The sequence below is a fragment of the uncultured Shewanella sp. genome, assembly GCF_947497935.1.
In the GTDB taxonomy this organism is placed as follows: domain Bacteria; phylum Pseudomonadota; class Gammaproteobacteria; order Enterobacterales; family Shewanellaceae; genus Shewanella.
This window is the reverse complement of sequence record NZ_CANMIO010000035.1, coordinates 1-21123: the sequence shown is the minus strand read 5'-3', so window position 1 is coordinate 21123 and position 21123 is coordinate 1. Positions and strand designations below refer to the sequence as shown.

Genomic DNA, 21123 nt, shown 5'->3' with positions numbered 1-21123 from the left:
TTGGAAGCTCGGCCATGACGTCCATGTAATGGACGGTCACGGCCGTATCTACACGTGGTAATTGGTGCACTCATTTAGGTTGATATTACTTGGGTCTAACTTGGAAATGCCCCAAAGTGAGTTAACCTTCGAATGAAAGCAGGTTACATTTTTTCTGAGCTGTGGCTACAGGAAGTGTGTTCTGTGTTGTAGCTTCATGGTTATCAATCGCCTGCAGCGGGCTTATGTGCAGACACTGCTGCGAGACGCTGTAAATATGTCCCTATACGCTCTGCGGTTTCATCCCTGAAACCGAAGCCCGCAGCCGTATCTACACGGGATAATTGGTGTACTCACTCGGCTGAGAGGTTTAGTTTCTAACTTGAAAATGCCCCAATATTATTTTCACGAATCTAAATGGTAAATGGCACAAGTAAGCTTTGACTATAGAAAAGCTAATATGAAAGGTTTTGCGTACACCATAAGTAATGCCTGTCTTTTTTCTTTAAGCTCAATTCTTCCGATTCTACCTTCCTATAGCAAACTAAAATAACTGTAATCCTGTACAGGTATAATGAGCTTGATGAATCAGACAGATTTATCGATGCTAAAAAGTAAAATAATTGCATCGATAAATTTTTAACATCTGAAATAGCACTTGCTTATCATGCAGTTAGATTTCCGCTTTAATCTTACAAGAGACCCGATAAATGTTCTGCATTACTTTGCGGAGAAGGTAAATTCAAATTTGTTAACACCAGCAAGATTAACTGCTTTACATCAATGAGTTACGTTGCTAACTTTGACGTAAATTAAAAAAGTGCAGGGATTTATCCGAGACGCTGGATAATAAGCTGTTAGGTGTTACGTATGGATACGTCAGTAAGTTTTAAGTCCGAATTGTTCAAACCATTTTTGCCTGATGATTCTCAAGTTAACCCTGAGGTTTATGGTGCAGAACTGGCTTTTTGGATTAGTAAAAAATTGGCTCAAAAAGGTATCGTTACTTCCTACCCCGAATATGAAGATTGGGGCTGGTATGTTGAATACTTTCTGGATGACAACGAGTACAGGTTATGCTGTGGTAACTTAGAAGGCTCACAAACAGAATGGCAGTGCTTTATTGAGCCATATGCAAAAAGTTTTTTTGGAAGAAATAAAGCGCCTGTTGAGTTAGCGAAGCCACTTTTAGATGCCGTTCGAAAAATTCTAGAAGAAACTGATGAAATTGACACGATTGAATGGTCTAGCGCAGGTAACACCTAACAAGCCAATTCAGAAATGGGACTGCTAACAGCTTGCTCGGTTCCGCTTCGCTACACATTATAGCAAGCTATTATCAGCCCCTGATTGGGGCGTTAGGTGCCGATGGACATAATTCTACTAATTCTTGTGTTATCTGGATTTTTATCTGGTTTTATAGCTGTGTATTATTATATTGTTGCTATCCGTAGCATTTTTGGTTCTGTTTTTTCACAACCATCTATAACAGAGTACATTCAAGTTTTTGTTTTAAATACTGAGCAAACTTTAGATAAATCACAATTGCGTAAAAGAAAGGTTTCAATAATATGGATTGCAATTTTTATAAGCTTAATTGTTTTCAGTCGTTTCATATAAGCAGTTGATTTATAGCACCTAACAAGGCGTTCAAGCGGACAAAAAACAGTTGGCTGTTTCACTCCGCTCACAATTTTAGCCAACAATTTTTTGCCGCTTAACGTGGCGTTAAGTGGCTTCGCATTTTCCCGAGCTGAACCATAAAGAAAATTACCGAGGTTAACTATGGGTCACAATGACCACCTTGAAGATTACTATCCGGAATTGCCGGAAGAGGCGGGCTTAAATACAAGGTCAGGCTTCGAACCAAATAATGAATGGCTTTCATCAGCACCGTCTGACCTGCGTCATGAGGCAATGCGGCAATGGTTCCTGAGTCGTTTTTGGGACCCAGCAAATGATACACCCTACAATGGTCGCGAAGGTGGCTACCTCTATATTCATGGTGGTCCCTACGAGGCAGAGGATGAGTTGTATGGCAGGTTCGGGGATTTATTTGACGATGACGTAGTGCGCGCTGTAATTGATGATGTGGAGTCCGATGGGATATATGAATGGGCCCCAATACATACTGAGCCCGATTACGATGAATACTTTTCTTTTGAAGTTGAATCGGAAGACTCGCCTCACCAACAATTTCTCCAACGTTTATCAGAAATTGATTCATTAAACGCGGCTGTTCTTGATTCTGAGCATAAAGTACTATTACGCCAACTGCTCTATTCACATCTGATTGCTGCTTTAGAGACATACTTGTCAGACACTATGTCATATTGGGTTAAAACCGATGAGGATGTTTTTAAAAGATTCGTTTCAAATTGCTCCGAATTCAAGAAAGAAAAACTATCGTTGTCAACAATATTTAACCGTCTTGAGGCGCTAAGAGATCAGGTTGAGCAATACATACAGAAAACTGTTTGGCATCGTCTTGACAGGGTTATGCCGCTTTTTTCGAGTTCGCTAGATATCGAACGACCAGAAATTGAACAGCTAATGGATTACATTGTGATTCGTCATGACATAGTCCACAGGGGCGGAAAAACAAAGGAAGGTAGTCATGTGGAAATTACGCCAGATAAGCTATCTGAGTTACGTTTTTGTGTTGCAACCTTTGTGAATAAAATTGAAGGGGAAGTAACCTCGAGAGGTGATTTTTAACTTTAGTCTTTTTCAAGAGCCACTTAACAATTTGCTGCACTCGGAAAAATTACTCGCTGCGCTCCTAATTTTCCGGTGAGCAAGGCGTTAGCAATACATGGAGACTTCGTTAGACTCTGATGGAATATACAATCGTTGAAGATGATGTCGCGGGAAAACGAATTAACTTAAGTTCGCCGTTAACTAATTCAGTTATAGATTTTATAAATGAACATAACCTCAAATCCATATTATTGAATCAAAGGCTTGGTTGGAAGAGCCAAGAATTGAGCCTTTTAACTCAAATTAAAGATCTCAAATGTCTCTATTTAATGGATGATGAAATTGAAGATATTTCAGTTATCGAGAAGTTAACTAGTTTAGAAAACTTACTTTTGGAGTGTTCTCATATAAAAAGAGTGGGTGATCTTTCTAAGCTAATACGACTAAACCGAGTAAGTATTGATTGGCGTCCTTGCCTTGACAGTTTGCACCAGTTGAATAGCTTAGAATGTATAAGAATTGATAAGTATAAAGCTCAAGACCTTTCAAAATTTATTTCGTTACCAAACTTAAAAAGGTTAGATTTAGTAATGGGTACAATTAACTCTTTAACAGGTATCGAAAGGTTTACAAATTTAGAAAAGTTGATGCTTTATCGTTGTTCTAAGTTAACTGATATATCTTCTGTTACTAAAAACTGCATAAAAGAGCTTGAAATTGAGTCTTGTAAAAAAATAGCAAACCTCGAGGTTACTTTTGAGGTACGAACCCTTGAAAAGCTCATAATTGATAAATGTCAGGAAATAGGTTCAATAACTGGTATTTCTAATTTGACTAAGCTAAACAAAGTCACTATCGCTGACACCATAATTCTAGATGGAGATATGAAAAAATTTGGTCTACTCCACAATAAAGGTGTAAAGGTTTGGTTTACAAATAAAAAGTTTTACTCACATAAACTAGAGGATTTCATTGGAAAGCCGAAGTGGTAAAGCATTGCTAACAAACGCTTTAACCAAGGGACTCAAAACAGCAGGCTTGCGCTCCTTCGTCACTAATTTTAGCCTGCTATTTTGCGCCGGTTAAGCGAGGCGTTATATTTCTGGAGTAGGAGTCTAATATGGGCGCTAAAACGTGGATGATTGTATATTCAGAAGGCAATGCTCCTGAAGTTTTAAAATCAAATCCTAAGCTAGAAGAAAATAGAACTAGCGAATTCCTAGCTAGATTGTTTCCTGACTATGAGTTATCTCCTATGGATGATGGAAGCCTGTCATTTACTAGTCCCGAAGAAGATGAAATTTATGCTGGTTTTTTTAATGGAGTATTTGTTGTTGCAGCTACTGAATTTGGGATTGATTACCCCACTAAAATCCCTGAACACTTTATAACCAGCGAGTTTGGAAGTACTATTCAACTTCACGCTATGCATAGTGCTGTTGATTGGTTTGCTTTTGCAGTATGGAAAAATAACCAAATCAAACGTGCACTAAGTTTGTCACCTGATAGTGGGGTTCTTGAAGATATTGGAGAGCGATTTGAGTTTGAAAATCCTTACTGGGAAGGTAAGCATCCAGCGATTGATCCTGAAGATTACGATGAAGATGAAGAAGAATATCCGTTTCCGTTTCATCCACTTGAGTTAGGTGAGGCAGCTCTAAAGGACATGTATGGTTATCAACTCGAAGGATGTATCGATGATCCTCTATTTGAACCAGAAGAAATACCTCTAATGAGGTTTAAACGAATCCAGATCAAACCGTGGTGGAAATTTTGGTAATAAAAAATATAACAAAAACAGTCATAGGACGTAAAACGCTTGGTCACTTTTATTGCAAAAGACACAGCAATAAAACCACCAATCATTTTCCGCCCATGCTGTAAGCGTTACTATAAATCAACTTGTCATACATTCCCTAATGAGACTCATCACTTTAAGAGCATTGACTCTAAGCAATCTCAGTCCAAAAACGAGCTAGACCTTTAATCATAACTCTATTTGCCAAAGGTTGTGCTGTTCTAACTTAGTGTAGATACGGCCGTGACCGTCCATGACAAGGACGTCATGGTCGAGCTTCCATGGATGGACTTGCTGCGTGTCACGGCAGTGTCTGCACATGCGCTGGCCGCAGGCCATTGGAACCACTTCTGTTCAATGTCATTCTCAGCTTAAAGATATATCGAGTCTTTGGGGGCTTTGTTATCAAACGAAGTTTGATTTCGATGTAAGGGCTAGTCGAGCTGCAAGCTCCAACTCACTTTTGTCCAGAAACGAGTTAACGAACGCCGAAAGTATTTATGATCACCAAGGGATTTTGTCGTATAAGTTACTTTTTAAAAAGCACTAATCTCACCACGAAGCGCTGCGCTTTCACGAAGAGCACGAAGGTAAAGATAAAGAGAGCTAACGTCTTAGGCTATAGCCTTTCTTCGTAGTGAGCCGGTGAATGACCAAGTCCCGCTCTGCCCTCCCCTGATGTTACTTATACGGGTAACCTATCTGGCTAAATATCATTATTGTGAAGCCACCTATAGAATACCTCTTATGCTTTCACGTAAGCTCTATACCACAATCATAACTTATTAAGGTAACCGGTCATGTGGTGGCGAATCCTTCTTATTTCTCTAGCTTATCTACTTATTGGCGCACACTTTTTACGCTTTGGCCAAAACGAGGCCTGTATCGCTTTTGCTCTATCTCCGCTGTTGCTATTTATTAAAACCACTTGGGCGACTCGATTACTGCAGCTAGGCCTTATCGTTTCAGCCGTTCTTGTATGGGGCGTGAGTAGCTTTGAATATGTACAGATGAGAATTATTGCTGAAGCGCCTTGGTATCGCTTGAGTGCGATTATGGCAGGTGTCATCGCCTTTACCCTATTTGCAGCATGGTGCTGTAATGGCATCATTCAAAAGCGTAATCAGCGTAAAATTTTTAGCTAATCATCCTTCTAAAGTGGACACAGCTAACGCTATACCTATGCTTCGAAGCGAGCGAGTCAGAGGCTGACGTAACTAATGTGCGCAGCCTAGCTGACTTTTGTCTTTAGAATACAGTATCCTCCGACTCAAGATATCGACCAAGATATTCACCAAGGCGGTGACACACATCAGCACTAAGGCGCCGTTGAATCGAATTTCGGCAAAATTACTGTCTATATAAAATCCCAGTGTGGCAATGCCAAGCATCCCTAAAATTGCCGTCTCTCTTAAGATCACCTCAAAACGATAAAACAATAATGCCATCATATTCGGGTAGATGGCTGGCATGACTTCGTACCCATATCCGTCTATTCGATGAATAAAGTGTGCTGAGACAGCCATATTGTCGACATGCCTGATGGTGAGATACGCAATCAGCGCGCCATTATGAATGGCTAATGCCAATATAGCAGGCAACATAGATGGACCGAGCAGCAACATAAATACAAAGGCTAAGATATATTCTGGTACCGATCTTAAGATGAGTAATAGCAATCGATTTCCACCTGCTATCACGCCACCACTTAAACGCTTATCACTGATGGCGCTGCCGATTACGGCAAAAATATGGCTTAATCCGAGTGCGGCGAACGCTAACAGTAAGGTCGCGATTATTCCTGGTAGTGCTTGCTCTGTTAGCAGCTTGCTGATCCAATCAAAGAACTGGCTAAACACGTCGCTTTGAAGCGCCTGACTTTGAAACACCTGATTTTGAAACATGGGCGGTAAAATATCTTGGCTTAAGAAACGCCAGATCAATACGCCATCAATATTAGGCAATTCAGGTAGCGCCCATATTGCCAGCACAAAATAAATCGGCAAGGCCTTCACTCGACACCAATAAGGAATGGTGCCAATCAAGGTGATAAACAATATCAGTAGTGCCGCACCTTGGTGGTAATGACCTTGACGAAAAGCCGTCTCTAAATAGAAGCCTAAGGTGGGCATTCCCACAAAGCCCAGCACAGCACTACTTCTTAACGCACACTCAAACCGATAGCGCACATAGGCGCGTACGGGTACAAGCACATGGGCCAGTCTCCCATAGAAATAACGACTAATTCGGTCGGTGCGATAAGGTAAGGTTTGCAATGTCGTTGTAGGAGCTTGCTGCAAGATATCGCTGAAGACTCGCGCGAATGTCGCCCCGTAAGGCAGTGCGATAGCCAAGATCCCTGTAAGGGGCGACAAGCCAAAGATCTGCAGAAAAAGTAACGCCCAGAAGATCTCATGAATTGAGCGAATAAATGCACACATAGCGGCGATATAGGGTTTGTGATACACCAACGCCAGCGGCGCTCCGCACACCAGTGCGATAAGTACACCCAAGAGTGCAAAACTCACGGTTTGCCACAGTGCCTCTACCAGATATTCGGTGGCAAAAAAATCGGGGGCAATAAAGCCTTTGCCGATCAGTAACAACTCACTCCATGGATCGAGCGCTATCACCTCGGTATCGGCAAAATAAAAACACAGCAGCGTCACCACCCACAGTCCTAAGGTCACTTTTTTCCAGTAACCAACAAAAGTAAATAGGCTTGGCGTTGCGGGGAGTCTTAGGGACAAACTAATTACGCTTAACGCCGCTTGAAAGCGGCCCTATTTGAGGAGGTTCGGACTCTTCATTGACACATTTGTTTCCATCATTGACACCACCAGCAGAGGCAATAGCAAAGCTATCTTGATAGAAGGCCTCTAGGGTATCCAAATCGAGATGCTTGGCGTCGATATCGAGGACTTTTCTGCCCTCTCGAAGGCCAATCACTCGGTCAAAATGAGTCAAAGCCATGTCCATATCATGCAAAACCATGATAACTGTTTCATGACTAGCCAAAACCTGAGCCAATAGGCGTTGTCCCATCACAGGATCGAGTGCGGAGAAGGCTTCATCGCCAATAAACAGCGACTGACGCTGATAAAGGGCCCGCGCAAGTGCGACACGCTGCCTTTGCCCGCCAGAAAGCGCTGACACAGCTTGAGACAGTGGGCTATCGAGTTCGAGTGTATCTGCAATTTTCTGTATGGCCTGTCGCGGCCCTTTAAATGGAATTACAAGGTTGGCAAGGTTGTATAGCCAACTATGCTGATTTAAGCCCCCCATAAAAATATTATGGAATACACTTAAATTGTCAACTAATCCCTGCCGTTGAGAACACAATGCAGCAGTTGGTTTAAGCTGTTCAAAAACGTGATTAATTAAGGTTGACTTACCGCAACCTGAGCGCCCGATAATGGCCAGCTTCTCACCATGGTGAAAAGACAGCTCATCAATACTGACGGCGGTCTTGTCTTCAAATTGAATGACTAGTTGGTTTAAGGTCAACATAGGCCGATTCAACTGGAGCAAGCCAATTTAGAGTGAGTTGACACCTGCTTAGTCAACTGACTTTCAATCAATTAGCCCTATGGTTTTGGCCACGTATTCTATCGCTTCATAGTCTCGGTTATCAGCAGGGACAAATGACTGGCGAGGAAAGCTTTCTAACAGCTCAGGATCTTTCATACCAATGAGAGCAGCAGTCACTTTCTCGCTAAAGCCAGCGCCAAACTCGGCATCGACATCACCACGTATGGTCCATTGATAATCAGGATACGCAGGACTTTCCCATATCACACTGACCTTATTAAGATCGATCTTGCCATTGGCCAAGGCTGTTTCCCATACCTTGTAATTGACCGCACCAACTTCATAGACACCCGCCTGTACCTGGGCAATTGTCCGGCTATGATCGCCCGAGTATCCGATACGCTTGAAGATATCTTTACTGTTCTTGCCTAGGTTTCGTTCAATAAAGAACTGTGGCATCAGGCGACCAGAAGTTGAATTCTTAGAGCCATAGGTAAAGGTATAACCATTTAAATTAGGAAAACTATCACTAGGAATGATCTCCGCAGAGGAGTGGGCAATAAAGTAGCTCTTGAAAAACTGATCTTCATAACCTTGTGCTATAGCCTCGGAACCCGGCACCAAACGGCGTGCTTGTACGCCTGATAAGCCGCCAAACCAGGCTAATTGCACCTGGTTATTACGAAAAGCGGTGACGGCTGCTGAATATGATTTGACTGGTACATACTTGACCTCAACCCCGAGTTTTTCTTCTAGGTAGACGGCGACTTTTTCGAATCGCGTTCTTAATTGACTCTCATCTTCATCGGGAATTGCAGTAAACGTAAACGTTGTGGCCATTACACTCGGCGCGAGTAAAAGCAATGCTAACCCTGTAAATAGCCTAACAAACGACATGTCCTAATCCTTTCACTGAGAAAATTTTACGGAATCTTAACGAAAAAGCAGCAACAAACCCAGAGTTAACCGCAGCAAATATTGCTTAATTGCATAAATCGTGAACTTTATAGCCAAATATCATGATTTAGTTCCAACTAGCAGCAAAAATGAACGATAGGAAGTAAAGTTCAGCCGAGGTTAAGTATCTTGGGCGTAAACTCGCTCAACTTAGAAACACTTAGTTGGCAGCTGCAATAATTCTGCGTAAACTAATCTGTATTGAATTCAAGGATATTTTGACTATGCGAATATTAGTTGTTGAAGATGACCCTATTTTATCTCACCACCTAAAAGTGCAACTCAGTGAATTAGGAAATCAAGTTCAGGTTGCATTGACAGCAAAAGAGGGATTTTATCAGGCCACTAACTATCCTATCGACGTGGCCATCGTCGATTTAGGTCTCCCTGACCAAGATGGGATCAGCCTAATCCAAAGCCTTAGAGATAATGGTCTAAAAGCCCCAGTTTTAATCTTGACTGCTCGTGTGAATTGGCAAGATAAGGTGGAAGGACTCAATGCTGGTGCCGATGATTACCTAGTTAAGCCTTTTCAAAAAGAAGAATTAGTTGCCCGCTTAGATGCCCTCGTTCGTCGTAGTGCAGGCTTTGTAAAGCCTCAGATCACTAGCGGTGCCCTTGAGCTTGATCTTGCAGCTAAGCAAGTTAGCCTTAATGAGCAACCTATGGAAGTGACTGCATTTGAATATTTAATTCTTGAATATTTGATGCGACACTGCCATGAGGTAGTTGCTAAGCAGCGTCTGCTTGATGTGATCTATGGCGATAAAGAAGGCGACCCTAATACCATCGAAGTTATGGTCAGCCGCCTGCGTAAGAAGCTCACCAAAGGCGGGATAGAAAACCCAATCGTAACTATTCGAGGCCAAGGGTATAAATTCAACCTGCCATGCAATTAAAATTTAAACCGAAGAAACGTCTGCTCACGCGGATGTTTCTAACCTCTTTATCCATTATTGCTCTCGTAGGCTTTGGTCTGGCGTGGATGGTTAATATTCTCCACGCGCAAAATAGTTATAATGAAGAAACGGCAGAGCTGATTTCTGAGATCCCCAAAGTAGCGGCCGAGCTTAGGGAACATGATCTTATTCCCGACACGAGTGATGAATGGCTAGAAGAGAATAATGCCGCCCAGCGCTATATCATCGCCAGCTGTGATAATACTTTCAACCAGGTCTGGACCTCTTCTCTAGCGGTAGACAGAGGCTTATTCGACACCTGCGAACGCTTCAACGAGATCAGGAATAGCTCTCCCCCTTACTACCTGTCGCTCGCCGACAGTAAAGGCTACTTTATCTACCTATTATCTTTAGATATTGCAGGTAATAAGTACAACCTATTGGTATTGAAAGATGCAGAGAAACTCGAAGAAGAGTACAGCAAATTCAGTCGTCTAACCTATATCCGTCTAGCCATGGTTCTAGCCTTAGCCCTAGTGCTTTTGATCAGTGCCGCTTATTGGGGAATGAGACCCTTGGTTCGACTTAAAAACGAGCTGCAGTCGGTCAACAGCGGTAAAGCTAAATCACTTTCTGATGGCTATCCAGTTGAGCTAGAAGGTGTCACTCAAGCATTGAACCAGTTGTTAGTGCAATCGAGTGCTCAGCAACAGCGCTATCAAAACGCAATGAACGACTTGGCCCACAGCCTTAAAACTCGCTTAGCGGCGGTGCATGCGATTACCGATGACAGAACACTCGACAAAGATGCCTGTAGTGAAAAAATCATGGAGCAAGTCAGCCAGATGGATCAATTGGTGAAATATCAATTGAAGCGCGCCATGCTCGGTCGCAAAGGCCTGAAGCAGGAGCAAACGCAAATTGCCCCTTTGGTCGATCAACTGGCGCAGATGTTATTCAAGGTCTATCGTGACAAACAAGTTCAGTTTGAAGCGGTGATCCCAACAGAACATGTGTTCCCGGGTGATAAAGGAGACTTGATGGAGCTTTGCGGCAACCTAATGGAAAATGCCTTTAAACTATGTATTTCAACCGTCAGAGTGTCGTCATACTACAACGATGCCGGAGAGTTTGAGCTACTGGTTGAAGATGATGGCCCTGGCGTTGAAGAGAGTATTAGGCAAAACATTATTGAGCGAGGCGTACGCGCTGATACCCAAAAAGCCGGTCAAGGCATTGGGCTGGCGGTGTGTAATGAGATTGTCATCAGCTATGGCGGACGCCTAAGCATTGAAACATCTGAGCTTGAAGGCGCCTGTTTTAGGATTTCAATTCCGATTTAAGCTGAACTCGTGACACATTGATTGAAATACAGGGATAACATTGGCATTGAATGCTTGTTATCCCAGCTTCAGTAGCAATTGCCATTATTTTGCAGGCCCATATAACTGCTCGGCGCGATTAAACATGATCCAAGAGGTGGCGATATACTTGTCGCCACTGAGTGGCACATTACCACGATGGGAATGAGTAAAACTAGCAGGGGCTATCACCATGGTGCCCTTCTTGGGTTTAATCAGCTTCTTTTGGTAATAGAACTCAGTTTCTCCCCCCTCTTCCACATCATTCAAATAGAACATATATAGCACCACTCTATGCAACGCTTCATTATGCCCTAATTGTGGAAATTGCTCCGAATGCCAATGGGGATAACCGCCTTTACCTTGTAAGTACTTTTGAATATTGATACTGCCACTTCGATAAAGATATTTAACGATAGCCTCGGCTTTGCCCTTACCCAACTCATTATAGTTATCCGGCGTTAACGTGATTGGCTTACCGCTTTGCTCGCCAACACTCACCGAGACCGCGCCCATTAATGCCATCGCATACTTATCAAAATACTGGGTCGCATGGATAAGCGTATAACTCAGTAGCTTGTTTTTAAGCTCGCTAAGATCAGAATGGGAATCGAGCATAAGATCCAGACTGCGCTTTTTCGATTCATCAACCCCACCACCAGTGCTACCTGCACTGACTCCTGAGTGTCTATTAAAGCTGTTAATCAACTCATCACAAAATTCAGCAGGGATCGCATCTGGGTATATTTCAATGAAGTCCATTTTTAGACTCTCCTTTAACACTACACAGTGCATGATTTTTTAGTTAAGTAATTGTAAATTATATAACTTGAGTTAAAATAGCAAATTAGGAAAAGTAAAAAAATATACCCATGACAAATAGTTGTAAAGTCGCTGTAGGAAAGTTGCAAGTTGGGAACTTTGTTAGGTTACCTGTAGCATGGAAAGACCATCCTTTCATGTTCAATAGCTTTAAAATCAAGCAGCAGACTCAAATTGAACTGATAAAAAATCTCGGCATCGAGTTTGTCTACGTCCGTCCGGAACGTAGCGATACTCAGCCACTTTCAAGCCTTGAAGTTAAGCAACAGAAATCACAAATTATAGACAACAACCTTGAGCAACTATCTGGTGAGTTAAACCAGCAGAAAGCCAAAAGCATCGATGCGCAGCAGTCTTTAAGGCGTCACTTACAAAAAACCGAGAAGCACTTCATTCGTAATGTTGCCATGATGCGTAACCTGATTAGTAAATTGCGCAACCGGCCACTCGATGCTGTTAATGAAGCCAAAGAACTGATCCATGGCGTCTGTAATCAGCTACTCACCGATGACAAACTAGTACTCCACCTTATGGCCGATGCTAAGAGTGATGAAGGGATTTATTACCACTCCCTTAATGTTGCCGTACTTTCAATGCTAATTGCTAAAGAACTTGGCTGGAGCCGTAAAGAAATTGAATTGGTTGGCATGGGCGCACTCTTTCATGACATAGGCAAGCTTAAGATTCCAACCCAATTACTGCGTAAAACCACACCTTTTACTCACTCTGAGCAGATATATTTTAACCAGCATCCAGCGATGGGGGCGGAACTGATCAATCTTGCAGATAATTTCCCCCAAGAAGCGCTACCTATCATCTTAAATCATCATGAATTTCTCGATGGTTCAGGCACACCTAAGGGGTTATTAGAAAAAGACTTAGATAAATTAAGCCAGTTAGTATGCGCGATAAATACTTACGACAATCTGTGCCATTCGGACAGGAGTAAAAAAGCCAGAACCCCATACTCTGCGCTCGGTTATCTGTATAAAAACTATCAGAGCCAGCTTAATCAGCAGGTGATTAATCGTTTAGTCAAAATGTTAGGGGTTTATCCTCCTGGCAGCGTGGTTGAACTATCATCAGGGCAATTTGCTATGGTGATGTCGGTTAATTTAAGCAAACTTCTGCTACCAAGAGTGCTGGTTTACGACCCTAGTGTTCCAAAGGAGCAAGCACCGATTGTAGACTTGGCGAGTGAAGGGCTATCTATTATAAGATGTTTCCCCTTAGCCGCATTGCCAGAAAAAGTGCTGACATACCTCAATCCAAGGGAAAAGATCAGCTACTTCTTTGGAGCTGAGAAGTAAATAGCCTATAGCGTTCGATAAGGCAACACAGCTCATTTCTTGCTGAAATCCCCCCGACTGACTAAGGTTAATTCTACTAACTTTGACGTCGGGAGCGGTATTTATGACTAAACTACCAAGCTTTGACAGACTGTTATGGATGGCAGAAAATACCCCAGAGAAATTGGACGCTCTGCAAAAAAGGTTGAGTAAAGAGGCTATTAAACAAAGCTGTGAGCATAATAGAGCAAACTTAACTTCTCTACTCGACCACTTAAACAAACGCCTAGCCCTGTGTAAAACCCCCTACCAACGTTGCCACCTCGTTAGTAGCTTAATGTTTCAAAAGTTAACCTTGCTGAACCAAGTTTACTCCCAACCGCAGCAGTTTCTTCAAAGCAAAGCAGAAGTCGTTCCCTTGCGAAAAAAGACTAAATAGGGTTGTTGTAATAACAAAAAAGCTCGCAGTCGCGAGCTTTTTAATTCAACATTGAATCGGTGTTATAGCCAACCTTTACGCTTGAAGAAGAAGTACGTTCCCGCCGCACTACCAAACATCATAGCAATAGCCATTGGATAACCTAACTGCCATTCAAGTTCAGGCATGTTAGTAAAGTTCATGCCGTAGGAGCTAGCTATTACCGTCGGTGGAAGAAACACGACTGCCGCAACCGAGAAAATTTTAATGATTTTGTTCTGCTGCAATCCGCTAAAACCCATCGCCGCATCGAGTAGGAAATTCAGCTTATCAAAGATAAACTGACTATGTGGCATTAGAGACTCGATATCAGAAAGCATCTCTCGCAGATCTTTAAGCTCATCATCAGATAACTGAGCACGATAATACTTCTGCATAAACCTTAATGAACGTTGGGTATCGAGCAAACTTAAACGAATTTTACCGTTTGAATCTTCCTGACGAGTGATAAGCTTAAACACATTATCGAGCTCTTCATTCTTAAATACCTCTTCACTCACATTCTCAAGAACGGTATAAACATCCTCAATGAGATCAGACAGGTAGTCTACCTTAAGATTGAATAGTTCTAATAAAAGCGCTTCTGGTGTACTCGCTTCAATTTTACCAAGTCTTAAGTAATTTCGAAGCAGGCGGATCAGGCCAACATCTTCCTCACGAATGGTCAGCAGGAAGTTTTTACGTAGATTAAAGGAGACGTTTACCCCTTTAACATCTTGTCCTGCACGTTGCGGGAACAAAGAGTTGATATGCAGCCCATCATTATTCTGGTAAAAACGTGCTGAAGCCTCAATCTCATTGATATCCTCTTCATCTGGCACATCTTCAACAGAAAAACCACTTAACCACTCTCTTTCCTGCTCATCAGGTTTATATAAGTCCAGCCAGATGATACCGGGAGGGATGTTGTCCTTCATGCTCAATTCGATAATCGTAAGTTTACGATCCTCATAGGCATAGGCTGTTATCATAGCTCCTCCTTTAAACACATATAGCAATAGTTAGGACAAAAAACGTGGCCATTCTACCCTATAATGATGTATTGCAAAGGGCTCACGAAAAGAAAATCCATGAAGATTACTTATTTACCGTGTTCGCGACGATAATTCTCTCTTGATTGGACAATCTAATGCGAATACCGTTAATAGTTGTTATCTCATTGCTAGCAATATCTTTCTTCCTAACTTGGTAGACAACCGACTCATTACTCATCGGTGACACTATGGTCACACTGACAACTTTATTACCATCACTCCAATCCCAATACCAATATGCAGCAGTTGCTGTGAGTGATAAACCAATCAGCACATAGGCCGCGATACGCAGCTTTATATTCTTACCTAGCTCTTTGGTACTGGCTCGAACACCGTTTTCTCTCGGTTTACGTATATAAACCATGGCCCCAACGATAATAAGCAAGGTGATCAAGATTTTAGTTAGCACAGACATTCCCTCTACGGCATTTGTAATAATTATACCCATAAAAAAATAGATAAACTGTTATTAATATCCAAGCATTTGCATACAAGTTCGTAATAAAATCACCCTGCGATGCAAATTCTACTTCCTTCTGCTATAAAGAAGACATTAATTGATATTAGGATCCCAAATGAAGCGTTATGCTCTTGTCTTAAGTAGTGCCTTAAGTAGTGCGCTACTACTGTTTGCCACATCAGCCTTTGCTGACGTCACCCTGTCTATGCCTTCAAACTCTGAGCTGGTACTGGTTAATGGTGTTGATGCGAGTGGCAAAGATACGCTGAGCCTGAAAAATGGCGTTAATCAGGTTGCCTTTCGATACCTTGCGCGTTACCAACAACAAGGCTCTCAAACCCAGTTCCAATCAGATATCATTGTCATCAAATTCGATGAAAATGATGCTCAACTCGCTCTATCTATGCCACGAGTTCGCTCCAACAGCGCAGCTGACAAGTTTAATCAGTCTCCTCAAGTGACACTTGAAGACCAAAACAACGCTGCCGTAGCTTTCGAGTTAGGAATGCTCATTAAGCAAGGTTTGCAGCTAGGTCGAGATTACGAGGCTGAAATGGCGGCCTATAATCTAACCGACCAAAAAGCATCACTCAATATCCAGAGTGCCACAACGAACGTTACAGCAGCCCCCGTTGCCGTAGCGACTGCTAGCACTTCAGCCAATACAGCAACGAATACAACAGCTAAGCCAGAAGCAAACAACCAGGTGAATGTTGGGCAAATGCTCGATTTTTGGTACCAACAAGCTGACGAAGAGACACGCAAAGCCTTTAAAAAAAGAATAGAGAACCAATAGGATATCGCAATAAAAATCCCGTTCTTGAGAAAACGGGATTTTTATTTTGCATTGTTATACCTATCGGTATACGAGTTAAATAGACTTTAATGGCTCAGCATTCATAAACTGATGCAATGACTGGATCAAAGCTTGTTTCTCTTGGGTGATCTTTTGTGGATTGTACACGGCGCAAATGTTGGCGTGGATCTCCTGTTTTATCGGTATAAAGCGAATATGTCGCCAACTCTGACGACTAAAACTTTGGGGTACCACTGATATTCCGGCCTGACTCTCAATCACATTCATCAAAGTCATCGGCTCCACAACCTCTTGGGTGATTTGCGGGATAAAACCCTCTTTGATGCAGTGATTGACGACCAACTGTGCCGAAGCGGAGTTCTTATGGCTCATGATAACAAACTTTTCGTTAGCCAATTCCGACAAACATAACTCAGTGTGTTCACTAAATTCATGTCGATCACAAAGTGCGATGACCATAGGCTCGCAATAGAGATTACAGGATTCTAACGGGGTAATATCTAGGGTGTCGGCGTAACGAACGAAACCGATATCGATCTCATTGTTAAACAGCGCGACCTTCTGTTGCTGCGGTGACAATTCTAAAAATTCAAATTGTATGCTCGGGTATTGCGCCTTTAATTGCTGACAGGCATAACCAAACCCCGCCCAAAATACCGAACTAACGATGCCTAAACGAAGCTGCCCCTGAGTTTCTCTTGCATGCTGGGTCACTTTGCTTACAGCCCCTTCCATTACACTAAAAATTGACTGACACTCATGGCGCAACATCAAACCTGTTGAAGTCAACTGAACGCTTCTTTTATCACGATTGAATAACTTTACCCCCAAAATCCCTTCAAGCTCTCGCATCTGTGCACTCAAAGGAGACTTTGAAATATGCAGCCGCTCTGCAGCCTGAGTTAAGGTTTGGCTATGGCTTGCAACATAAAAATACCGCAGCATTTTCATGCTAATACGCTCCGCCCAATGTAGGCTATTTAGATCTAGCGGTGCAACGCTATGGTCATTGTTCACAAATTTGGTATCCATTTCTTTGCCATAAACTCAGTCACTCAATCCAAAAAACCAGCATTGTAGTCATTTTCAATGCCTTGAATAACAGTTTTTACGCTTAAGGCTAGTGTTCCGCTTAATGTACCGAAAAACAGCACATTAGGGTCGTTTTTAGTGATTTTAATCAAAATCACTTCGGAATATCGTGAGTCCAATAACAAATCCACCTAGGAATAAAATATGTCTCTGTACGATCCTGTCCCAAATGCTGTTGCTACCATTGAAAAGTACAAACCAGGCTTTAAGCCACAGATTGCAATGATCTTAGGCTCAGGTCTAGGCGTGCTTGCCGACAAACTAGAAGATAAAGTTTGCATAGGTTATCAAGAGCTTGATGGCTTCCCTGTCAGCACTGTAGAAGGTCATAGTGGCGAGTTAGTGCTAGGTTATTTAAATGGCGTTGCTGTTGTCTGCATGAAAGGTCGTGGTCATTTCTATGAGCATGAATCGATGAAGGTCATGACTACGCCAGTGCGTACATTCAAAACCTTAGGTTGTGAGATGTTACTAGTGACGAATGCGGCAGGCTCTCTACGCCCAGACCGTATTGATGTCGGCTCACTCGTTATATTCTCTGATCATATCAATACCATGCCAAGTACCCCTATGACAGGTCCAAATGACGATAAATACGGTCCACGCTTCTTCAGTTTGGCCAATGCTTACGATAAAGACCTACGCGATCAAGCCCTTAAAATCGCTAAAGCTGAAGATATAGCAGTTAACGAAGGCGTATTTGTTTCTTACCCAGGTCCATGCTTTGAAACTGCTGCCGAGATCCGCATGATGCAGATCATCGGCGGCGACGTTGTTGGCATGTCAGTGGTACCAGAAGTTATCTCAGCGGCTCATTGCGGATTACCTGTACTGGCGATTTGTGCAATCACTAACATGGCTGAAGGCCTAGGTGATGTGAAGTTATCACATGAGCAAACTCTTAAGTGCGCAAAACTAGCTGAAAGCGATTTCTTACAACTAATCAACGCATTCGTAGATAGCGTGAAGAAAGTATAGAGGATAGGACTATGATGTTCATGGGGTTTATCGGCATGCTCGTGCTACTAGGCATCGGCTTCGCCTGCTCAGTTAGTCGGCGTTCAATTAAACTACGTACAGTTGGTGCGGCACTAGGTTTGCAAATCTTAATTGGTGCATTAGTACTCTATGTGCCCCTCGGGCGCCAAGCACTAGAATCCATGTCCCATGGCGTGCATGTGGTACTTGATAGTGGTAAAGCGGGTATTCGTTTCCTATTTGGCAATCTAGTTAACTTCTCTGTTGAGGGAATAGGCTTTGTATTTGCGCTAAACGTTTTACCTCTTGTAGTATTTTTCTCTGCACTTATTGCTGTTTTATACTATCTAGGCATTATGCAGTTTATCATTCGCATCATCGGCGGCGGCATGGCCAAAGTACTTGGTACTTCGCAGCCAGAATCAATGTCTGCTGTGTCAAACATCTTTGTTGGTCAAAGTGAAGCGCCACTCGTTATTAAGCCTTACATGGCTAAGATGAGCGACTCTGAATTCTTCGCTGTTATGTGTGGTGGTATGGCATCAGTTTCAGGTACCGTACTAGCAGGCTACGCTATGATGGGCGTTGATATGGAGTACTTGCTTGCTGCATCATTTATGGCGGCTCCTGGTGGTGTCCTGTTTGCTAAATTAATTCTTCCAGAAACTAGCACTCCGACCTACACCATGGATAGCAAAATCCAATTTGATGAGAAGCCTCCGGTAAACGTATTAGCAGCTGCAGGTGAAGGTGCGGCAAGTGGTCTAAAACTCGCTGCAGCTATCGGTGCGATGTTGATCGCCATGATTGGTCTGGTTACCCTTGTGAATAACCTGCTGGGCGGTTTTGGTGATATGGTCGGTCTGCAATTGTCGCTTGAAGGGATCTTAGGCTGGATTTTTGCACCATTGGCTTTCCTACTAGGCGTTCCGGTTGCCGATATGGCAATTGCCGGCTCTATGATTGGTAAGAAGCTTATCGTCAACGAGTTTGTCGCCTACAGTGATCTCGCTCCATACTTAAAAGATTCAACAGAAGTGACGGCAGCTGGACTACAAGTACTTCAAGAAAAGAGTAAAGTGATTATCAGCTTTGCGCTGTGTGGCTTTGCAAACTTAGCTTCTATGGGGATTTTAATTGGAGGACTCGGTACATTGTGTCCATCAAGAACAGACTTCATCGCCAAGTATGGCTTACGCACTGTTATTGCAGCAACTTGCTCTAATTTAATGAGTGCAGCGATTGCTGGTATATTCTTTTCATTAGCAGCCTAATCATTAGAAGCTAATCATTAGAAGCTAATCATCCAATACAAAGGAGCCATAGGGCTCCTTTTTTTTACACCTCTCATTACTTGTTTAGCGTTTACTTATAGACTTTCTCTATCTTATCGATTGGTTTTATCAATTATACAACGGGCTGCTTAAGGCCTAGATTAGTGACTATAAATTGAATCACTCAAACTATTAGTTATGCCATCAAACTCAGCATCACAAAGAGCTGCATATCAAGGTTCTCTACCTGCTACCCATACACCATTGGCTCAAACGGCGTTAGTTGCTGAAGGTGGCGGTCAGCGCGGCATATTTACCGCAGGAATTTTAGATAGCTGGTTAGAGGCACGATTTAACCCTTTTAAATTATTAATAGGTACATCTGCTGGGGCTCAAAACTTATCGAGTTACCTCACTCAACAAGTCGGCTTCGCTCATAGATCCATTGTCGAGTTTTCAAGTCATCCCAAATTCTTTAGTCTAAGTCGTCCGCTAAAAGGTCAAAGCACCGTCGATTTAGACTGGTATTTTGATCAAGTAACCATACGCCAAGGTGAACAAGAGTTACCGCATAAGCTAGATATTAACCAAGGAATTAAGCAGCTACAAAACCGCCAACTGTTAATCTCGACAACCAATAGCTCAAATTACCAAGCAAGTTTCTTCAATCCCAATAAAGAGAATTGGCTAACCTTATTAAAGGCCTCGAGCGCCCTCCCACTGTTATATAAAGAAGGCGTAAAGATTGATAATGAGTTCCAAGTCGATGGAGGTCTCTCTGCGCCACTCCCAGTTGAAGAAGCCTATAAACGAGGAGCTAGAAAAATCGTCGTGCTTAGAACATTACCAAAGGAATACTCTGCTAACACTCCATGGGTAAATCGATTAAAATCATGGGTCTGCTCATCTACTCAATGCCCAAAAGCGATCGACTTTTTTGTACATCATGAATATGCCTACCGCGATGCATTGCGATTTATTCAATCACCACCTGATGATTTAGAAATCATCCAAATATTTCCAGAGCAAAACCTTAAAAGCAAATTGATAGGCAGCAAAAAATTAGCGCTTCAATCTGATTACCTACTCGGAAAGCAAGCGGGCTCCGCCTTTATAGAACAGCACGCCGAGAGATTACTGAGACCAATCACAACCCTAACGCCTTTTCCCCCTAGAAAGGTTTTACGTTACTGCTAAGTAACCCATGAATAGTCACTGCAAAATAGCCACGAAGCTAGCTTGTGCATGCGGCCAAGGACTTAATGAAATCCTTGTCATCAAGGCATATGTTAGTCCTAAACATCAGATGGCGTAAATACGGTTATTGCAGGAGCAATATAACGACCTTCGTAGCGGGGGAGCAAGGCACCCACTCTTATCGTATAAAGAGTAGGTGGCTTCTTCACAGTTGAGTTTAGAGTGCGACTGGAAATGATCGAAATAGGTTCGCGCAGCAACGCATTCAAGGGCTTTGTAGCGCCAGTAACTTGTTACGACGCTGGAGGATGCCAGAAACGCATGGATGCAGTTTCTGGCCAAGCTCAACGGCGGGTCGACGTAGGGGGTAGGCATTTATGCCTACTTTAAGTGAAGCAGTCACCTTAACGGGTAGCTGTATTCTAGATAAGTTAGCGTTCAATATTTTACAAACGCC

The 21123-nt window shown here is 42.6% G+C and carries 22 protein-coding genes; 13 read left to right on the top strand and 9 right to left on the bottom strand.

The features are described 5' to 3' along the window. Positions 1-849: 849 nt before the first annotated feature. The 4 genes from Q1A86_RS20775 to Q1A86_RS20760 all read left to right on the top strand — a co-directional run bounded on the left by Q1A86_RS20775 (position 850) and on the right by Q1A86_RS20760 (position 4459). Complete coding sequence (locus tag Q1A86_RS20775) at positions 850-1245, top strand: hypothetical protein (RefSeq protein WP_299811281.1); 396 nt, start codon at positions 850-852, stop codon at positions 1243-1245. A 519-nt stretch (positions 1246-1764) separates the two neighbouring features. Then, on the top strand, positions 1765-2697 hold the full coding sequence (locus tag Q1A86_RS20770) for a HEPN domain-containing protein (protein WP_299811278.1): 933 nt from the start codon (positions 1765-1767) through the stop codon (positions 2695-2697). A gap of 119 nt (positions 2698-2816) precedes the next feature. Next, positions 2817-3671 (top strand): hypothetical protein, encoded by an 855-nt coding sequence (locus Q1A86_RS20765; protein ID WP_299811276.1) that lies wholly within the window; start codon positions 2817-2819, stop codon positions 3669-3671. Between the two features lie 128 nt (positions 3672-3799). Next, positions 3800-4459 (top strand): hypothetical protein, encoded by a 660-nt coding sequence (locus tag Q1A86_RS20760; RefSeq protein WP_299811274.1) that lies wholly within the window; start codon positions 3800-3802, stop codon positions 4457-4459. 207 nt (positions 4460-4666) lie between these two features. Here the strand turns inward: Q1A86_RS20760 and Q1A86_RS20755 are convergent, their stop codons facing one another. Beyond that, a complete protein-coding gene (locus Q1A86_RS20755; protein WP_299803210.1) occupies positions 4667-4798 on the bottom strand; it encodes a hypothetical protein in 132 nt (43 codons plus the stop codon). Positions 4799-5277: 479 nt separating this feature from the next. Here Q1A86_RS20755 and Q1A86_RS20750 point away from each other — a divergent pair, with 479 nt between their 5' ends. Beyond that, complete coding sequence (locus Q1A86_RS20750; RefSeq protein ID WP_299811272.1) at positions 5278-5622, top strand: hypothetical protein; 345 nt, start codon at positions 5278-5280, stop codon at positions 5620-5622. A 72-nt stretch (positions 5623-5694) separates the two neighbouring features. On the opposite strand, the gene Q1A86_RS20745 is transcribed toward Q1A86_RS20750, so the two are convergent. The 3 genes from Q1A86_RS20745 to Q1A86_RS20735 form a co-directional block, all read right to left on the bottom strand. Next, on the bottom strand, positions 5695-7227 hold the full coding sequence (locus Q1A86_RS20745; RefSeq protein ID WP_299811270.1) for an ABC transporter permease: 1533 nt from the start codon (positions 7225-7227) through the stop codon (positions 5695-5697). A gap of 1 nt (position 7228) precedes the next feature. Next, positions 7229-7987 carry an ATP-binding cassette domain-containing protein gene (locus Q1A86_RS20740; protein WP_299811267.1) on the bottom strand — a complete coding sequence of 253 codons (759 nt, stop codon included), beginning with the start codon at positions 7985-7987 and terminating at the stop codon, positions 7229-7231. 63 nt (positions 7988-8050) lie between these two features. Beyond that, entirely contained in the window at positions 8051-8905 is an 855-nt protein-coding gene (locus Q1A86_RS20735; protein ID WP_299811264.1) for a putative selenate ABC transporter substrate-binding protein, read from the bottom strand. A gap of 284 nt (positions 8906-9189) precedes the next feature. On the opposite strand from Q1A86_RS20735, the gene Q1A86_RS20730 reads away from it, so the two are divergent. Both Q1A86_RS20730 and Q1A86_RS20725 read left to right on the top strand, forming a co-directional pair. Beyond that, on the top strand, positions 9190-9864 hold the full coding sequence (locus Q1A86_RS20730; protein WP_220759405.1) for a response regulator: 675 nt from the start codon (positions 9190-9192) through the stop codon (positions 9862-9864). Beyond that, positions 9855-11207 carry a sensor histidine kinase gene (locus Q1A86_RS20725; RefSeq protein ID WP_299811259.1) on the top strand — a complete coding sequence of 451 codons (1353 nt, stop codon included), beginning with the start codon at positions 9855-9857 and terminating at the stop codon, positions 11205-11207. Before Q1A86_RS20730 ends, Q1A86_RS20725 begins: the two co-directional genes overlap by 10 nt. Before the next feature lie 84 nt (positions 11208-11291). Here Q1A86_RS20725 and Q1A86_RS20720 read toward each other — a convergent pair whose 3' ends face one another. Continuing rightward, positions 11292-11987 carry a 2OG-Fe(II) oxygenase gene (locus tag Q1A86_RS20720; RefSeq protein WP_299811256.1) on the bottom strand — a complete coding sequence of 232 codons (696 nt, stop codon included), beginning with the start codon at positions 11985-11987 and terminating at the stop codon, positions 11292-11294. Positions 11988-12097: 110 nt separating this feature from the next. Here Q1A86_RS20720 and Q1A86_RS20715 point away from each other — a divergent pair, with 110 nt between their 5' ends. Both Q1A86_RS20715 and Q1A86_RS20710 read left to right on the top strand, forming a co-directional pair. Beyond that, positions 12098-13357 carry an HD-GYP domain-containing protein gene (locus tag Q1A86_RS20715; RefSeq protein ID WP_299811253.1) on the top strand — a complete coding sequence of 420 codons (1260 nt, stop codon included), beginning with the start codon at positions 12098-12100 and terminating at the stop codon, positions 13355-13357. Positions 13358-13460: 103 nt separating this feature from the next. After that, a complete protein-coding gene (locus tag Q1A86_RS20710) occupies positions 13461-13775 on the top strand; it encodes a DUF3135 domain-containing protein (RefSeq protein WP_299811250.1) in 315 nt (104 codons plus the stop codon). Between the two features lie 62 nt (positions 13776-13837). Here the strand turns inward: Q1A86_RS20710 and corA are convergent, their stop codons facing one another. Both corA and Q1A86_RS20700 read right to left on the bottom strand, forming a co-directional pair. After that, positions 13838-14785: a magnesium/cobalt transporter CorA gene (gene corA, locus Q1A86_RS20705; RefSeq protein ID WP_299811247.1), complete on the bottom strand. Its 948-nt coding sequence runs from the start codon at positions 14783-14785 to the stop codon at positions 13838-13840. A gap of 106 nt (positions 14786-14891) precedes the next feature. Beyond that, positions 14892-15263, bottom strand: a complete 372-nt coding sequence (locus Q1A86_RS20700; protein WP_367277944.1) for a hypothetical protein — start codon at positions 15261-15263, stop codon at positions 14892-14894. Positions 15264-15423: 160 nt separating this feature from the next. Between Q1A86_RS20700 and Q1A86_RS20695 the strand changes: the two genes are divergently transcribed. After that, complete coding sequence (locus tag Q1A86_RS20695; RefSeq protein WP_299811242.1) at positions 15424-16104, top strand: DUF2057 domain-containing protein; 681 nt, start codon at positions 15424-15426, stop codon at positions 16102-16104. Between the two features lie 75 nt (positions 16105-16179). Here Q1A86_RS20695 and Q1A86_RS20690 read toward each other — a convergent pair whose 3' ends face one another. Beyond that, the gene (locus Q1A86_RS20690; protein WP_299811239.1) at positions 16180-17157 is read right to left on the bottom strand and encodes a LysR family transcriptional regulator; all 978 of its coding nucleotides are present in this window, start codon (positions 17155-17157) and stop codon (positions 16180-16182) included. Between the two features lie 204 nt (positions 17158-17361). On the opposite strand from Q1A86_RS20690, the gene xapA reads away from it, so the two are divergent. The 3 genes from xapA to Q1A86_RS20675 all read left to right on the top strand — a co-directional run bounded on the left by xapA (position 17362) and on the right by Q1A86_RS20675 (position 20666). Beyond that, positions 17362-18195: a xanthosine phosphorylase gene (xapA, locus tag Q1A86_RS20685; RefSeq protein WP_299811236.1), complete on the top strand. Its 834-nt coding sequence runs from the start codon at positions 17362-17364 to the stop codon at positions 18193-18195. Positions 18196-18206: 11 nt separating this feature from the next. Further along, positions 18207-19469 carry a NupC/NupG family nucleoside CNT transporter gene (locus Q1A86_RS20680; RefSeq protein ID WP_299811233.1) on the top strand — a complete coding sequence of 421 codons (1263 nt, stop codon included), beginning with the start codon at positions 18207-18209 and terminating at the stop codon, positions 19467-19469. A gap of 198 nt (positions 19470-19667) precedes the next feature. Beyond that, positions 19668-20666 (top strand): patatin family protein, encoded by a 999-nt coding sequence (locus Q1A86_RS20675; protein ID WP_299811230.1) that lies wholly within the window; start codon positions 19668-19670, stop codon positions 20664-20666. Between the two features lie 265 nt (positions 20667-20931). Here Q1A86_RS20675 and Q1A86_RS20670 read toward each other — a convergent pair. Next, a partial coding sequence (locus Q1A86_RS20670) for a hypothetical protein (protein WP_299811227.1) occupies positions 20932-21123 on the bottom strand: 192 nt, incomplete at its 5' end.

Bases quoted from the DNA above. Each gene is read 5' to 3' on its own strand.
- Q1A86_RS20775 (WP_299811281.1), top strand. From the start codon at position 850: ATGGATACGTCAGTAAGTTTTAAGTCCGAATTGTTCAAACCATTTTTG.
- Q1A86_RS20770 (WP_299811278.1), top strand. From the start codon at position 1,765: ATGGGTCACAATGACCACCTTGAAGATTACTATCCGGAATTGCCGGAA.
- Q1A86_RS20765 (WP_299811276.1), top strand. From the start codon at position 2,817: ATGGAATATACAATCGTTGAAGATGATGTCGCGGGAAAACGAATTAAC.
- Q1A86_RS20760 (WP_299811274.1), top strand. From the start codon at position 3,800: ATGGGCGCTAAAACGTGGATGATTGTATATTCAGAAGGCAATGCTCCT.
- Q1A86_RS20755 (WP_299803210.1), bottom strand. From the start codon at position 4,798: ATGTGCAGACACTGCCGTGACACGCAGCAAGTCCATCCATGGAAGCTC.
- Q1A86_RS20750 (WP_299811272.1), top strand. From the start codon at position 5,278: ATGTGGTGGCGAATCCTTCTTATTTCTCTAGCTTATCTACTTATTGGC.
- Q1A86_RS20740 (WP_299811267.1), bottom strand. From the start codon at position 7,987: ATGTTGACCTTAAACCAACTAGTCATTCAATTTGAAGACAAGACCGCC.
- Q1A86_RS20735 (WP_299811264.1), bottom strand. From the start codon at position 8,905: ATGTCGTTTGTTAGGCTATTTACAGGGTTAGCATTGCTTTTACTCGCG.
- Q1A86_RS20730 (WP_220759405.1), top strand. From the start codon at position 9,190: ATGCGAATATTAGTTGTTGAAGATGACCCTATTTTATCTCACCACCTA.
- Q1A86_RS20725 (WP_299811259.1), top strand. From the start codon at position 9,855: ATGCAATTAAAATTTAAACCGAAGAAACGTCTGCTCACGCGGATGTTT.
- Q1A86_RS20720 (WP_299811256.1), bottom strand. From the start codon at position 11,987: ATGGACTTCATTGAAATATACCCAGATGCGATCCCTGCTGAATTTTGT.
- Q1A86_RS20715 (WP_299811253.1), top strand. From the start codon at position 12,098: ATGACAAATAGTTGTAAAGTCGCTGTAGGAAAGTTGCAAGTTGGGAAC.
- Q1A86_RS20710 (WP_299811250.1), top strand. From the start codon at position 13,461: ATGACTAAACTACCAAGCTTTGACAGACTGTTATGGATGGCAGAAAAT.
- corA (WP_299811247.1), bottom strand. From the start codon at position 14,785: ATGATAACAGCCTATGCCTATGAGGATCGTAAACTTACGATTATCGAA.
- Q1A86_RS20700 (WP_367277944.1), bottom strand. From the start codon at position 15,263: ATGTCTGTGCTAACTAAAATCTTGATCACCTTGCTTATTATCGTTGGG.
- Q1A86_RS20695 (WP_299811242.1), top strand. From the start codon at position 15,424: ATGAAGCGTTATGCTCTTGTCTTAAGTAGTGCCTTAAGTAGTGCGCTA.
- Q1A86_RS20690 (WP_299811239.1), bottom strand. From the start codon at position 17,157: ATGGATACCAAATTTGTGAACAATGACCATAGCGTTGCACCGCTAGAT.
- xapA (WP_299811236.1), top strand. From the start codon at position 17,362: ATGTCTCTGTACGATCCTGTCCCAAATGCTGTTGCTACCATTGAAAAG.
- Q1A86_RS20680 (WP_299811233.1), top strand. From the start codon at position 18,207: ATGATGTTCATGGGGTTTATCGGCATGCTCGTGCTACTAGGCATCGGC.
- Q1A86_RS20675 (WP_299811230.1), top strand. From the start codon at position 19,668: ATGCCATCAAACTCAGCATCACAAAGAGCTGCATATCAAGGTTCTCTA.